Raw genomic sequence first — 14547 nt, forward strand, 5'->3', positions numbered from 1 at the left:
TCGGGCCGCCCCGGTCGGGGCCGGAGTCGCTGTGCGCTCGGTGCCGGGCGCGAAGAGGTTGCCCTCGGGAAGGGTGTAGCCGCCCTCGTCGGTGGGCGTGATCCGCAGCGGCTTGCCGCGCAGGTCGCTGGTGTTCCCTGCGGTCAAGGCGTCATGCGCGGGTAATAACGCAGGAAAGTTTCCCACTTCCGTCCACCGTCAAGCATCTTTCGCCTCTGAGAGGCCAAAGCGTTTCCCTGGAGGTGTCATGTCCTCACCACTGACGCCACATGGCCCCACGGCCCCCGCCCTCGCCCCGGCCCCCACGGCCGCGTCGCTCGGCTCCCCGGGCCACATCCTCGCCCTCGTCACCGGCGGCGCCGCCGAGACCCGCGCCGATGTCGCCCGGCTCACCGGGCTGGCGCGCTCCACCGTCTCCCAGCGTGTCGAGGCCCTGGTCGCCCATGGCTTCCTCGACGAGCGCGCGGAGAGCGAGTCGGCCGGAGGGCGGCTACCGAGGCGGCTCTCGCTGCGCACCCGCGACCACCTCGTCGCGGGCATCGGCCTCGGTGCCACCCACTGCCGCGTCTCCCTGCTGGACATCGGCGGCGAGGAACTGGCCACCAGAGAGGACCCGTTGCTCATCACCGAGGGGCCCGACGCGGTGCTCGACCACGCCGCCCGCACCCTCGCCCGGCTGCTGGAGGAGGCGGGCCGCCCCGCCTCGTCGCTGCGCGCGATCGGCGTGGGCGCCCCTGGCCCGGTCGAGGCCCGCACCGGGCGCCTGGTGGACCCGCCGATCATGCCGGGCTGGCACCAGTACCCCATCCCGCGCTTCTTCGCCGACCGCTTCGGCGTCAACGCCCTGGTGGACAACGACGTCAACATGATGGCCATGGCCGAACAACGCCTGGTCTTCCCGCACATCGGCCACCTGCTCTTCGTCAAGGTCGGCACCGGCATAGGCTGCGGCCTCATCGCCGACGGCCGCCTCCACAGGGGCGCGCAGGGCTCGGCGGGCGACATCGGGCACATCAGGGTGGGCGTGGACACCACGCCCTGCCGCTGCGGCAACATCGGCTGCCTCGAAGCGGTCGCCGGGGGCGCGGCCCTGGCCCGCAGGCTCACGGGCTCGGGAACGCCTGCCACCTCGGGCGGCGACGTCGCCGCCCTGGTCCGCTCGGGGAACCACGAGGCCGTCCGCATGGTGCGCGAGGCGGGCCGCCGCGTGGGCGACGTGCTGTCGGGGCTCATCAACTTCTTCAACCCCGAGGCCGTGGTCCTCGGCGGCGCCCTCTCCTCGGTCCGCGACCAGCTGATCGCCGGGGTCAGGGAGGCCGTCTACCTGCGCTCCCACCCGTTGGCCACCCAGCACCTGCTGATCGAGCCCAGCCGCACCCGGGGCAGCGCCGCCGCCCTCGGCGCGGCGCTGCTCGCCACCGACCATGTGCTCTCCCCGGCCCGCGTCGACATGGTCGTCGGCCGCGCCACGTGACCGGCTGCGCCATGCGACTGGCCGCGCCGCCCCAGTGGCCGCGTCAACCGGGCACGGCGGGGCGGCGGTTCACGCCTCCCCCGATCGGCTGAAACGCCCTCCCCGCGTGCCCCGCGCGCACCGTTCCCGCCCCGGCCCAAGGGACATCCGGTGGTCACACACCGTCATGTCGATGCCACAGTGCGGTGCGAGGATGGCGCGCGTCCGGCTTTCGACTCCCCGCTCAGGAGCGCCCGTTGAGGTCACCCGCACGCCTGCTCGCCACCGCCGCCGTCGCGGCGGCGACCGCGCTGGCCGTCACCGCCACCCCCACCGCGAGCGCCGCCCCCACCCCCTCCGCGAGGACGGCCGAAGCCAACGGCGCTGTCGACACCGCCCTTGAGTGGTTCGAGGTCACCAACGACACGATCGTCGCCTCCGGTGCCCCCACTCAGGTCACCAACAGCCGTACCTGGGCGATCGGTTGGGTCGCCGCCCACCGCGCGGTCGACTCCGCGCCGCGCGGCCGCGACCGCGCCGCCTTCCAGAACGCCGCGCTCGCCGGGGCCGTTCACCACACGCTCAGCGCCCTCGCGCCCGACCGCGCCACCGAGCTGGACGCGGCGCTTGCCCTCACCCTCGACCGCACGCCCGACGGCCGCGGCGAGGACGCCGGGCTCGCCGCGGGCCGCGCCGAGGCCGAGGCGCTGCTGGCCGAGCGGGAGGGCGACGGCCTCGACCCCGCGTCCGTGAACGTCGCGTTTCCCGTCCCCGAGCCCGCGCCCGGCATGTGGCAGCCCACCCCGCCAGGCCACGCCAGCCCGACCCAGGCCGGGACGCGCTTCGCCCGCCCGTTCCTCCTGCCGAGCGGCGACGCGTACCGGCTGCCCGCGCCGCCCGCGCTCGGCTCGCCCGCGTACGAGGCGGACCTCGCCGAGGTGCGGGACCTCGGAGCCGCCGACTCCACGGTCCGCACGGACCTCCAGACCGAGACCGCCGCCTTCTGGTACGGCTCGTCGGCCACCCTCTACACCACCCCGCTGCGCACGGCACTCGAACGCCTCGACGCGCCGCTCGCCGAGCGGACCGCCCTGGTCGCGCTCTTCCATGTCGCCCTCGTCGACACGCAGATCGCCACGTCCGACAGCAAGTACGCCCATCTGCGCTGGCGTCCCGTCACCGCGCTGCGCGCGGGCGGCGACACCGAGTGGACACCGCTGCACACCACCCCGGCCCATCCCGACTACCCCAGCGGGCACGGCACTTACGCGGGAGCGGCCGAGGGCGTGCTGACGGCACTGACCGGGCCGACGACCGCGCCGTTCGAGCTGACGAGCCCGACCGCGCCCGGTGTCACCCGCACCTACACCCGCTGGTCCACACTGAGCGACGAGAACGTCGACGCCCGCGTGTGGTCCGGCATCCACACCAGGACCGCGGACGAGGCCGGGGTCGAGCTCGGGCTCACCGTGGCCGAGCACACCCTGCGCCACGCGAACGCGCTGCTCTCCTGACCGTCCCGCCAGAGGTGAGCGCACCGATCCCGGAGCGGACAGCACACCCCCGCCCCGTGCTGGCACGTGGTGAACCACCAGCACGGGGCGGGGTGTCATGACCGACGACGGCTCAACGGGCGGCCACCTCCGGTCCCTTCCTGACGACCGCGCGGCCGGGCGCACCGGGTGTCCGCTGACGATCCCGGACACGCTGTAGGTCCTGTTGCGAACGTAGCGCCGTCGCCCGGAGGGCGTGCTACCGCGTGGTGCGCTGGTGGCGTGTTGCCGCGTAGCGTCTGGGGCGGGGTGGGAGGAAGCCGGGGAGCTGGGAGATGTGGCGGCTGGCCCATAGGACGGTGAAGCGGCCCATGTGGAAGGACTCGCCTCCGTGGAAGTGCAGGAGTTTGCCGCCGCTGGCGAGTGCGTTCATGTCGGTGACGGTGTAGGGCCGTCCGCCGACGACCAGTTGGTCGCCGAGCCTGACGGTGGCGGCGGTGATTTCGATCGCGACCATTCCGGTGGGGTTCATCGTGCGATCACCGCCAGGGTGATGGCGATGACGAGGGCGCAGCCGATGGCGGTCTGGGCGATGATCTCCGCCTGGGTGGGCGGGGGTGGGCGGAGGGCTGTTTCCCAGAAGGAGCGGGGCCGTAAGCCGGGTGGGTCGGCGCGCCAGATGGTGAGGGTGGTGCGGTGGGGCATGACGAACAGGTGGCCGGAGGTGAGCCCGAGTTTGATCCCGCCGTGGACGGGGGTGCGGGTGATGACCTTGAAGTGGCGTTCGCCGATGGTGAGTACGTCCCCGGTGAGGATGGATGCCGGGGTGACCTCGACGCGTCGCACATCCGTCGCGGGCATCGCCGCATGTCGCTTCCGCGGGCGCTCGTCGTGCCGGTGGGACGGGGGCGAGAAGAGGAATGGCCAGAGGACGGCGGGCTCCCAAACGTGGTGGAGGGGTCAGGGGTGGTGGTGTGGCTGCTCGGCCGGGCGCGGCGGGGCGGTCGCGTTCGATTGCGCCGTTCGACCGTGGCTGCCGAACGGTGCTGCTTTCCTGCCGGGCGGCCTTCCGCAGGTGTGCGACGGTGGCGCGGGCGGCGTCGTGGGCGGCGTGCCGCTGGTCGGCGTCGAGCGTGCGGTCCTTCGTGCGGGCCACGGCGGCCAGCAGCCGCGTGACCGGCGCGGCGAGTGCGGGGGACTCGCCCAACGGCGCGAGCGTGGCGACCAGTTCACCCGGAACGATCTCCGGGTACGTCAGCCGTGACCCGTCGTGGCGCAGCGGGTGGAAGGCGAGCGGGATCAGCCGCTCGCGCGCCAGGCAGCTCGCGCACGCGCGGTGCGTCCACCCGCCACCCGACCCGGCATGGTGCACCGCCACCACGACCAGCGGCGGCATCGTCGTCCCGCACGACGCACAGCGCTCCGTCACGACGCATCGCCCGAACGCAGGCGCACCCGGTCGCGGCAGCCCAGACACAGATCAAGCGGCACCGCGGGCGGGCATTCCCGCCCGACGATGAGCGTCGGCGGGTCGTCGCTCAACGGTGGCGGCGCGGGCGGCAGATGTCCCGTCGGGGGCGTGAGGGGGGTTCTCGTCATGGTCGGCTCCATGAGGTGGGGTGACCCGCATATCCTCACGCCGTGACCAGGCCCCAACTATCAGTCATCACTGGTAGTCGGGGCCATTGCCTCACGCGGCGTCACATGCCGAGCCACGCCCCGAACGACACGAACTCGTGCGGCAGCTGCCGCTTCGCCGCGTCCAGCCCGGCGTAGGTCTCCCGCACCATCGGGTGGTACTTGGTCTGCTGTGGCCCGGCCCGGCGCGCGGCTTGGAGGCTGCGGAACGCATCGTCGATCCGTCCTGTCCACAGCTGCGCCCGCGCCACCTCCGCGTGGTGGTGCGCCGTGCGCGACCGCGGCCAGTCCTCCGGGAACGTGATGCCGTCCGCAGCGAGCACCGCACGGTCGTAGTCGTCGCGCTCGGAGAGCGCCGCGACCCGGTGGATGGCTACGTTCGTCGGTCCGAACGCCAGCCAGTGCACGCGCTCTGCCGCGCCGGTGGCGTCCGCGATCTGCTGCGCCTCCGCGATGTGCGCGTCGGCCGCCGCGGCGTCCTGTGCGCGCGCAGTCAACACGGCAGCCCCCAGGTGCAGCTGGCCGGTGACGACATCCCGCTCCCGGCCGCGGTCGGCTTGCTCCAGCGCCGCCAACCCGGCATCGAGGAGGCGCCCCCCGGTGCGGTACTCGGCGCCGCGCATGTACACCAGAGCCCGCATGTACTGCCGGATCGCGGACACCGCTGGCGCTGAGCCGCGCTGCGCCGCCCACTCCATCCGGTCCAGCGCGACTGTGCACAGATCGAGATAACCCAGCTTCGAGGAGACGTCGTAGGCGGTGCGGTACGTGCTCGCGAGCACCCGCCACGCCTCCGACGACGGCGCTGCCCACGCTGCGGTCGTTGCCTCCTCGATGAGGCCCGGAAGCGCGGCGGCGGCGCCGCGCAGGTCCGTCGCGCGGACCAGGGCACACAGCGAGTCGGCCGCGTTGGCGAGTTGCTCCACCGGGCGCGGGGTGACGAGCGGATCCGCGCCAAGGTCGTACAGGTCGAGGGCGTCGCGGATCGGCTGGATCAACCCGTCCAGCTGATCCCGGCGCAGGTCTTCGAGGTACGGCTGGCCGGTGAGCTCGGTCACGGGCACCGACAGGGCGCGGGCGAGCGCGCCCAGCACGGCTGGGCTCGCGGCCATGAGCCCCTGCTCGATCTTCGTGATCGTGGAGTACGACACTGGCGCGATATCGGCCAGTTCTCGCTGGGTGAGCCCCCGGGTCTTCCTGGCGCGCTTGACACGCGCGCCGGTGTGGTCGTCAGTCTGATGTGGCATGCTGAACTCCGTCCTCGGGTGACACCTGGACGGTACCCTCGGCGGAAGTCGGGGAACAGCGAGCGGCCTCGCCATCACCACTCAGTGACGGAGGGGCCGTTGCGCTGTGGTCCACCGACTCAGGGCGCCTGCGTGCACCCTCCGGTTGTCCAGACAGCACAAGGGCCACCCCGCCTGCGCGGGGGCAGGCATCCTGCCGGGCGACGTCGCTGCGCAGGATGGGGCCACCCCCTGAGCCATGGACGACCGCGCGGCCGAGCGCACCGGCTGTCCGCTGACGATCCCGGACGCCCCGCCGCACGGCGAAGCCATGCGGCAGGCCCGCGGCCACCCGGCGGGAGCCTCAATCCAGGCCGCGGCCACGCGGGTTGCTGACGTCCAGCATCTCCCCGCGCCCCTCGCGGTGCGGCAGCAGCTCGACCTGGATCCGGTGGGTGGCGTCCCGCGCGGCCCCGCCGCCCACGTCCGCGGTCAGCACCCCGATGCGCAGCCCGGCCTTCGCGTCGCCCGCGCGGTGCACCTGCACGGCGAATTCCAGACTCACCCGCTCCACCCCGAACCGCACGGCCTGGCCCTCGCCTTCCCGCCACGCCTGCGCCAACTCCCGCCGCACCTGCCCGATCACCTCGGACAACCCGACGAAACCCTCGCCCGCTACGTTCACTTCAGCCCCCCGGGACCCTCTCGCGGGGCCGTTGTCATCCGGCCATTCGACCGTGTCGGCCCCGCCCGTGGCTACGGGAGTCTACGCGGTGTGACATCCCACGAGTATGCTGTGACGGCATGGGGGGCGAGTCGACGGAGCGTTGGCTGGTCCGCATCCGTGAGTCCGGGGAGCCCGGGGAGCCCCTGAGACCGGTGCTCGGGGCGGGTCTGCTGCTCGATTCACACCACGTGCTGACGTGTGCCCACCTGCTGGGCGGCCCCGAGGTGCGGGTGCGGGTCGAGGCTGCGCGCGGATACGGCCGGATCGTGTCGAGCCACGCGACGGTCACCGACGACGGCTGGATCCCGCGCCTGGACGGCGACGCGTACTGGGGCCGCATCGGCGACCTCGCGCTGTTACGCCTCGAACGGCCGCTGCCCGCCGCGTGGGCCACCGTGCTGCACCGGCTGGCCCCCACGAGGCACCGCGGGGTCAGGCTGCTCGGCTTCCCCGACCACGTGGACAGCGGCTTCGAGTTGGAGGGCCACCTCGGCGGCCCGCCGGGCGGCGACGGCCGCGTCCAGGTCCACCCCGACCGGCACGGCGCCGTCGTCGTCCCGGGGTTCAGCGGGGGAGCGGTCGTCGACCGCGAGACCGGCCGCGTCATCGGCATCGTCGCGAGCCGCGTCAAGGGCGAGGACCTTGGCGCCTCGTTCATGATCCCGGTCGACACGATGCTCCAGCACCTCCCCCAGCTCGACCCCTATGTCCGCGGCGACTCCGCCGTCGACCGCGGCCTGCTCTCCGAGGACGCCCGCCGCTCCGAGGACGAGGACGTCGGACTCGCCCAGGTCCTCGCCCGGTGGCTCGGCGACGTCGGCTCCGCCCCCGTCGAGGCGGTCAGGGTCGCCCCGTACGACCACACCCGCACCCAGCCCCTGCTGCGCGCCATCTCCGTCGCCACCCGCAGCATGCCCGCCAGGGACCGGGCCGAGCGGCTGACCGACCTCCCGCCCGGCACCATCCCGCCCGTCGGCTCCCTTGACCTGGCCGTCGACGCCACCGACAAGACCAGGGCCGCCGTCGCCGAGCGCATAGCCGACCGCGTCGGCGTCACGTTCGCGCCGGGTGAGACGCCGGAGGACGGGCTGCGCGGGCGGCCGCTGCCGCTCACCATCGCCGTGCACGGCGTCGACCGCGCGGCCGACCCCGCCGACCTCGTCGCGCTGCTCGGGGTGCTCGCCGAGCGGGGCAGCCGCATGCTCCTCGTCTTCCACGGCGACGAGCCAGCCGCCCGCGACGCGATCGTGGCCCGCCTCGACTTCCACTTCAGGTTTGGCGCGGTGGAGCGGGAGTTGACCGTGTGCGCCGACCTCGCGCGGCGGGGCCTTCCCGAGCGGCTGCGCCGGGTAAAGGACAACGAGGAGCCCGCCGCCAGGTCCGTGCGGGAGGCGGCGGGCACCTTTGCCGTCGTCGTGCGCGCGGAGCGGGCCGTCGCCGCGCTGCGCGCGGGCGGCCATCAGGCGCGTTCGGCCTGGACGGCCGACAGCTCGGCGGCGCTCCTCGCCGACCTCGCCAGGGCGAAGACCCTGCTCGACCGGGCGGTCGACGACCTGGATGACCTCATCGCCGAACGCGACGACCTGCGCGGGCTGCTCCAGGCCGCGCACGCCGGGGTGCGCGGGGCGCCGGGAGGGCCCGACAGCCGCGACCCGAGCCAGTGGGCCCTCGACCTGTCCGATCGCTACATCGAGGCCCGCGATCTGCTGTGGCGCGGGCCGTGCGACGTTCCCGAGGCGCGGGCCGCGGTCGGGCGCTACCTGGGGGCACTTCAGCGGAAGGGGACGCGATGACGACCTGCGCCCGCCCCGGCTGCGGCGGGACACTCGCGCCCACCGGGTACTGCGACACCTGCGGCCGCCGCCCCGCGGGCACCGGGGGCCCCGCCTCCGAGGGCTCGGGGGGCTCGTTCGGCTCCGACCCGGTCACCGTGCCGACGGGCGGCGGCAGCGAGGCCGAGTCGCCGCCGCCCACGCCGCCGTCCTCCTCGACGGGGGATGGCGAGATGTCGCTGCCGCCCGTGTCCGTGCCCGACCCCTCGGCCTTTGTCATCAAGGACCCCAGGGCGTCGAGGCAGGGCCGCCGCTGCGGCTGGGAGGGCTGCCCGCAGCTGGTGGGCGTCGCGTTCGGCAACCAGCCCGCCACCTCAAGGGGGTTCTGCCCGCGCTGTGGCCACCCGTTCGACTTCTCGCCGCAGCTGCACCCGGGCGACCGGCTCAACGACCAGTACGAGGTGGTCGGTTGCGTCGCCCAGGGCGGCCTCGGCTGGATCTATCTGGCCCGCGACCACAACCTCGACGGCTCCTATGTCGCGCTCAAGGGCCTCATCAACAACAACGACGCCACCGCCCTGAGCGTCGCCACCGCCGAGCGCCGCTTCCTCACCGCGCTCCAGCACGACCACATCGTCCGCATCAGGAACTTCGTGACGGCGGGCAGCACCGGCTACATCGTCATGGAGTTCATCAACGGCCGCCCCCTGAGCGCCCTTGGGACCAGGGACCGGCAGGAGGACATCCTGGGCGGCCCGCTCCGCCTCGAACACGTCGCGGTCTACGGCTGCCGCATCCTCAACGCCCTGGAGTATCTGCACCAACACGGCCTGCTCTACTGCGACATGAAGCCGTCCAACGTCATCCACCACGGCGACCAGATCACCATCATCGACCTGGGCGCGGTCCGCCGCATGGACGACGACGTCTCGCCCGCCGTGCACACCGACCACTACCTGCCGCGCGTCGAGCTCTACCCCGACGAGCCGGGGCCCGACACCGCGCCCACCAGGCCACGGCGCGGCGCCAACGGCGCGCCCCCGCCCCGCCAGGAGCGGCGGCGCGGCATCCCCAGGTTCTCCCGGCTGACCGACCTCTACACCGTCGCGACCACCCTGGAGGAGCTGGCCAGGGCCTCGGTGGTCCCCGAGGGCGTCGCCAAGGAGTCGTTCGACCTGGTCATCCGGCGCGCCACCGCGCCCCACCACGCCGCGCGCTTCGCCACCGCGGCCGAGATGTTCGAGCAACTGCGCGGCGTCTGGCGCCAGTTGCGCGCGGAGTACGGGGAGCAGCAGGCCGCGCGCTCCACCCTGTTCGCCCCGGGAGCCGACCTCCTCGACAGTGGCCTGGCCTCGCCGCCCCCGCCGCGGCACTGGCTGCGTCCGCCAGGACACGAGCCGCCCGCCATCGACCCGGGCCGCCCGCCGCCAGACCGGGTCGCCGCCGCGCTGCCCGCGCCCGTGCCGCACCCCGACCACCCCAAGGCCGCGCGCGAGCTCCTGGACTGCGACACGTCGCTGGCCATCGGCGAGACGGCCCCGGCCCGCGCCGCCCTGGTGCGCGCCTGCCGCGAGCTGTCCCAGGCCGTGGCGCACGGCGACTGGCGCGTCGCCTGGTACCACGGGCGGCTGCTGCTCGCCCTGGGCAACGCCCCCGCGGGAAACGCCGAGGTCCACCGGGTCCTGGCCCCCGCCCTCGGCCTCGACCCGTCCCACCCGCGCTCCGCCGTGGAGTGCTTCCGCGCCGTGCGCCAGGCCCTGCCGGGCGAGACCGCGCCCCAGCTCGCCCTCGGCTACTGCGCCGAGAGCGGCGGCGACCTCGACCGCGCCGAGGCGTTCTACCGCGCCGTGTGGCGCCGCGACCACGCCGACGGCTCCGCGGCGTTCGGGCTGGCCAGGATCCGGCTGGCGCGCGGCGAACGCGCCGCGGCGCGCGCCGTGCTCGACCAGGTGCCCTCGCACGCCCCGCACCACGCGGCGGCGCGGATCGCCGCCGTTCGGCTCCTGGTGGGCAGGCTCACAGGACAGCAGCCCACCGCGGGCGACTTCACCGAGGCACAGCACCGCCTGCCGGGGCTCTCGCTCGACGGCGGCTTGACCGAGGGTGACGAACGCCTGCGGCTGACCGCCGAGATGCGCGAGGCGGCCCTCCACTGGGCGGCGAGCCGGGGCTGGCCATCGCCGGGGCTGGCCGCGGGGCCGCTCTACGGCAGCCCCGCGGCGGAGCGGCGGCTGCGCGAGCTGCTTGAGGAGTCGTTCACCGGGCTCGCCCGCCGCGCGGCCACCGCCGACGAGCACGCCGCCCTGATCGACCACGCCAACCATGTCCGCCCGTTGACGCTGCTGTGAGGCCGCCAGGACGCGGTCGCACGGCCGAGAGGCGATGCGAAGGAGCACGCCCATGACTCCCACCCCCGCCGTCGCCCTGACGGTAAGCCAGGAGATCGACCTGGCCGTCGGCAACCCCGACGCGGGCATGCACGTCTTCATCGAGGTCCGCACGCGCGGCGTCGACCCCGCCGCGCTCGGCGGCCCGCCCAGGGCCGCCGAGGTGATCATCGTCGACTGCTCGGGGTCGATGGGCTCGCCCCCCACCAAGCTTGAGGCCGCCCAACGGGCCGCGGGCGCCGCCGTCGACGCCCTGCGCGACGGCACCGAGTTCGCCGTGGTGCGGGGAACGCACCAGGCGCGCATGGCGTTTCCGCGCCACGCCGAGCGCCTTGAGGTCGCCGACCACGACTCGCGCGCCAGGGCGAAGGCCAGGATCGGCCACCTGTTCGCCGAGGGGGGCACCGCGATCGGCTCCTGGCTCAGGCTCACCCGCGACCTGCTCGCCATGAGCACGGCCGAGGTCAGGCACGCCGTCCTGCTCACCGATGGCCACAACGTCGTGGACCGCGAGCTGCTTGACGACGAACTCGCCCTGTGCGAAGGGAAGTTCGTCTGCGACGCCCGGGGCATAGGGACCGGCTGGAACAGCGAGGAGCTGATCCGCGTCGCCGGGCGCCTCAACGGCACGGCGAGCGCCGTGCTGCGCGAGTCCGACCTCGAGGCCGAGTTCGAGCGGTCCATCCGCACCGCCATGGCCCGCACCCTCCACGCCCTGACGCTGCGCGTCTCGCTGACCCGCGGCGTTGGGCTGCGGTTCCTGCGGCAGGTGCACCCCACCCTGCGGGACCTCACCGCGGACGGCGTCCATGTCGACGAGCGCGCCGTGGAGTTCGCCACCCACCCCTGGGCGGGCGACGAGGTGCGCCAGTACCACCTGTGCCTGACCGCCGACCCCAAGGACGCCACGCTCGACGAGACGATGCAGCTGGCGTGGGTCGAGGTCGCCTCGGGCAGCGACCGCGTTCCCGACCCCGCGCCCGAGCCCGTGCTGGTCCGCTGGCGCCACGGCAGCGGGCCGCCCACCGAGATGTCGCAGCTCAGCAAGCACTTCTCGCTCCACGAAGACCTCACACTCGCCGCCGCAGCGGCGCACGACGCGTACCAGGCGGGCGACGGCTCGGCGCTGCTGTCCGCCCTTGGCACCACGGTCCGGCTCGCCCACCAGCTCGGGCACGCCGAAGTCCTCGCCGAGGTGGCCGAGATCGCCGACGTCCACGACCCGGTGGCGGGCAAGGTCGCCATCAAGCCCGCGTTCGACGGGCGCAGGCTCGGGCGGCTGCTGATGCTCGGCCATGTCTCCGTGGCCGCCGAGGTCGGCCCGCGACCAGCCCCCGAGCGGCTGGCCCCCGTGGACCCGGCGCTCGTCCTCGTCCCCTGCCGCAAGGGCGACTGCCCGGCCACCCTCCCCCCTGGCACGGCGTTCTGCGGCACGTGCGGCACCGCCCAGGACGGGGCACCCGGCGCGGGGCGCGGATGAGCACGACCCGCCGCGCGCTGGTGCTGCGCGCCCTGGCCCTGCTGGTCCTCACCGTCGCCACCATGGCCTCGCTGTTCACCGCGTACACCGGCGTCCACAGCCAGGCCGCGCCCGTGCGCGAGCGGACGGCGCCCGCGATCCTCGACGTGACGGCGGCGCAGAACGCCCTCCTCCAGTCGTTCGACGCCGTGCGGGACTCGGCCACGGGCGAGCTGGTGAGCACGGGCGGCGGCTACCGCGTGCAGATCGCGGTGGCCAACCAGAGCCTCGCCCGCGCCGCCGGGGCCGCCGTCGGCGGCGAGTCGGGGCTGCGCGCCCTCGAGACCGTCACGGGCCTGATCGTCTCCTACTCGGGCTTCCTCGAACAGGCGGACCGCCATCGCACCGACGCGACCCTGCGCGAGGGCTACCTGTGGTACGCGGAGGGCACGCTCAGCCGCGACCTCGACGGCATCCTCGACCGCCTCGACAGCCTCCAGGACCAGCAGTACGACGTCCTCGACGGCCAGGTCTCGTTCGACCGCGGCGCCCAACTCGCCTGGGGCGCCACGCTGGTGAGCGGCGCGGCCCTGCTGCTCGTGCTGATCGAGACGCAGGTCCTCCTGCGCCGCCGCTTCAGGCGCCGCTACAACCTCGGCCTGCTGGGCGCCACCGCGACCCTGCTGATCGCGCTCGGCGCGGTGGCCTACGCCACCGCCGAGACCCAGGACGCCCTCGACGCCGCGGGACACTCCCTGCGCGAGGACCTGCTCAGCCCCTGGGGCCCCGTCACGGGCGACGCGGACACGCAGCGGCGCGGGCCCGCCGAGGACGTCTCGAACTCCGTGCAGGACACCGCGAGGGAGGTGGACGACGCGATGAGCGGAACGGACGAGTGGGAGGGCCTTGCTGGCCTGGTCCCCGTGCTCGGCCTGCTGCTCGCGGGCCAGATGGCGCGAGGTCTCTGGCCGCGCTTCGACGAGTACAGGTTCAGGGCGCGATGAGGCGGGGACTGCTCGTGGGCGCCGTGCTCGTGGCCCTCGCCGTGCTGGCGGGCTTCGCCGTCCGCCTGGTCTTCCCCGCCGAGCGCGGCGTCACCGTGCTCGCCTCCTGGACCCGGGGCGAGGCCGAGCTCTTCGAGCGCGTGCTGGCCGAGTTCACCGAGGAGACCGGCATCGAGGTGGACTACCAGGGCACCACCGCGCTGCGCGAGGTGCTGCTCTCCGAGGTCGACGCGGGCGTTCCGCCCGATGTCGCGATCGTGCCGAGCGTGGGGGAGTTGACGCAGTACGCCCAGCGGGGGGAGCTGACGGCCCTGGACTTCGAGCTCGACGACAGGTCCCTCGGCGAGGTCTACGGCGCTCCCTGGGTCAACGAGGTCCGCACAGGGCGCGACACCAGGACCGCCGCCTACTGGTTCCCCGTCAAGGTCGACCTCAAGAGCCTGGTCTGGTACGACGCCGCGGCCCACGGCCCCGACGACTTCCCCCGGCTGCTCGAAAACGGCGGCTCGTGGTGCCTCGGCATGGGCTCCGACGCCACATCGGGCTGGCCAGGCACCGACTGGGTCGAGGACGTGCTGCTCCAGCAGGCGGGCCCCGAGGTCTACGAGGGCTGGGCCCGCGGCGAGGAGGGCCCGAGCACCGCGTGGAACGGCGAGGCGGTGGAGCGGGCGTGGCGAACGTTCGGCGAGCTGGTCGCCGCGGGCGGCGCCACCCGCGGCGTCCAGTCCCTGACCAGGGACTACGGCAACGCCTCGGCCGGGCTGAACAAGGGGCCCGTATGCCAGCTTGACCACCAGGGCTCGCATGCGCGCGGCAACTACGGCGACCTGGAAGCGGCGTTCGCGCCCTCCGCGCGGCTCTTCCCCGGCACCCAGGGGCGCCAGCGGGGCTGGGAGGCGGGCGCCGACTACGCGGCGATGTTCCGCGGGACCGACGAGGCCGAGGAGCTGATGGCGTGGCTTGCCGCGCCCAGCACCCAACGCATCTGGTCCGAGGCCGTGTCCGATCGCAACGCCGAGGCGTCGGGCACGCTGCCCCCGCCGCTGTTCGCCGCGCCGGGTACGGACGCGTCCGCGGGCCCGGGCGCGTCCGCCGCCGCTGACGAGGTGCACGACGCGCTCGCCGCCACGCTCGCCGACCCGCCCGAGCCGCTGTGCCTCGACGCGTCCGACGTCATGCCCCCGGCCCTGCGCGACGCGTTCCACCAGGCGGTGCTGACGTTCCTCGCGGACCAGAGCAGGCTCCCGGCGATCCTCGACGAGCTGGAGGCGATCCGCGACACCACGGCCACCCCGGACCGGGCGATCCCGTCGGTGTGCGGCGAGACGGACTGAAGAGGGCGGCGCCCCGCGCCGCTCTCCGCCTCGGCGCCCCACGGGGCGCCCCGG

At 74.3% G+C, this 14547-nt stretch carries 12 protein-coding genes; 7 read left to right on the forward strand and 5 right to left on the reverse strand.

Features of this window, described 5'->3' with window-relative positions; all coding sequences use genetic code 11:
* Positions 1-247: 247 nt before the first annotated feature.
* Both DEH69_RS25320 and DEH69_RS25325 read left to right on the forward strand, forming a co-directional pair.
* Entirely contained in the window at positions 248-1474 is a 1227-nt protein-coding gene (locus DEH69_RS25320) for an ROK family protein (protein WP_113689284.1), read from the forward strand.
* A gap of 236 nt (positions 1475-1710) precedes the next feature.
* On the forward strand, positions 1711-2967 hold the full coding sequence (locus tag DEH69_RS25325; RefSeq protein ID WP_258534948.1) for a vanadium-dependent haloperoxidase: 1257 nt from the start codon (positions 1711-1713) through the stop codon (positions 2965-2967).
* Positions 2968-3205: 238 nt separating this feature from the next.
* Here DEH69_RS25325 and DEH69_RS31785 read toward each other — a convergent pair whose 3' ends face one another.
* The 5 genes from DEH69_RS31785 to DEH69_RS25340 all read right to left on the reverse strand — a co-directional run bounded on the left by DEH69_RS31785 (position 3206) and on the right by DEH69_RS25340 (position 6465).
* A complete protein-coding gene (locus DEH69_RS31785; protein ID WP_181727598.1) occupies positions 3206-3478 on the reverse strand; it encodes a hypothetical protein in 273 nt (90 codons plus the stop codon).
* Positions 3475-3807: a hypothetical protein gene (locus tag DEH69_RS31790; protein ID WP_181727599.1), complete on the reverse strand. Its 333-nt coding sequence runs from the start codon at positions 3805-3807 to the stop codon at positions 3475-3477. Before DEH69_RS31790 ends, DEH69_RS31785 begins: the two co-directional genes overlap by 4 nt.
* 564 nt (positions 3808-4371) lie before the next feature.
* A complete protein-coding gene (locus DEH69_RS31795) occupies positions 4372-4545 on the reverse strand; it encodes a hypothetical protein (protein ID WP_181727600.1) in 174 nt (57 codons plus the stop codon).
* Between the two features lie 101 nt (positions 4546-4646).
* Entirely contained in the window at positions 4647-5831 is a 1185-nt protein-coding gene (locus DEH69_RS25335; protein ID WP_113689286.1) for a helix-turn-helix domain-containing protein, read from the reverse strand.
* A 343-nt stretch (positions 5832-6174) separates the two neighbouring features.
* Positions 6175-6465, reverse strand: a complete 291-nt coding sequence (locus DEH69_RS25340) for a trypco2 family protein (RefSeq protein WP_258534949.1) — start codon at positions 6463-6465, stop codon at positions 6175-6177.
* A 224-nt stretch (positions 6466-6689) separates the two neighbouring features.
* Between DEH69_RS25340 and DEH69_RS25345 the strand changes: the two genes are divergently transcribed.
* Genes DEH69_RS25345 through DEH69_RS25365 form a run of 5 tightly spaced genes read left to right on the forward strand, consistent with a single transcriptional unit; the run spans position 6690 to position 14493 of the window.
* Positions 6690-8330 (forward strand): serine protease, encoded by a 1641-nt coding sequence (locus tag DEH69_RS25345; protein WP_181727601.1) that lies wholly within the window; start codon positions 6690-6692, stop codon positions 8328-8330.
* Positions 8327-10657, forward strand: a complete 2331-nt coding sequence (locus tag DEH69_RS25350) for a tetratricopeptide repeat protein (RefSeq protein ID WP_113689289.1) — start codon at positions 8327-8329, stop codon at positions 10655-10657. Before DEH69_RS25345 ends, DEH69_RS25350 begins: the two co-directional genes overlap by 4 nt.
* A 52-nt stretch (positions 10658-10709) precedes the next feature.
* Positions 10710-12176, forward strand: coding sequence for a vWA domain-containing protein (locus DEH69_RS25355; RefSeq protein ID WP_113689290.1), 1467 nt, complete (start codon positions 10710-10712; stop codon positions 12174-12176).
* Positions 12173-13159, forward strand: coding sequence for a hypothetical protein (locus DEH69_RS25360; RefSeq protein ID WP_113689291.1), 987 nt, complete (start codon positions 12173-12175; stop codon positions 13157-13159). The genes DEH69_RS25355 and DEH69_RS25360 overlap by 4 nt, the downstream gene beginning before the upstream one ends.
* Positions 13156-14493 carry an extracellular solute-binding protein gene (locus tag DEH69_RS25365; RefSeq protein WP_113689292.1) on the forward strand — a complete coding sequence of 446 codons (1338 nt, stop codon included), beginning with the start codon at positions 13156-13158 and terminating at the stop codon, positions 14491-14493. The genes DEH69_RS25360 and DEH69_RS25365 overlap by 4 nt, the downstream gene beginning before the upstream one ends.
* The last annotated feature ends 54 nt before the right edge of the window (positions 14494-14547 follow it).

It is taken from the genome of Streptomyces sp. PT12 (genome assembly GCF_003311645.1).
Classification (GTDB): domain Bacteria; phylum Actinomycetota; class Actinomycetes; order Streptomycetales; family Streptomycetaceae; genus Streptomyces.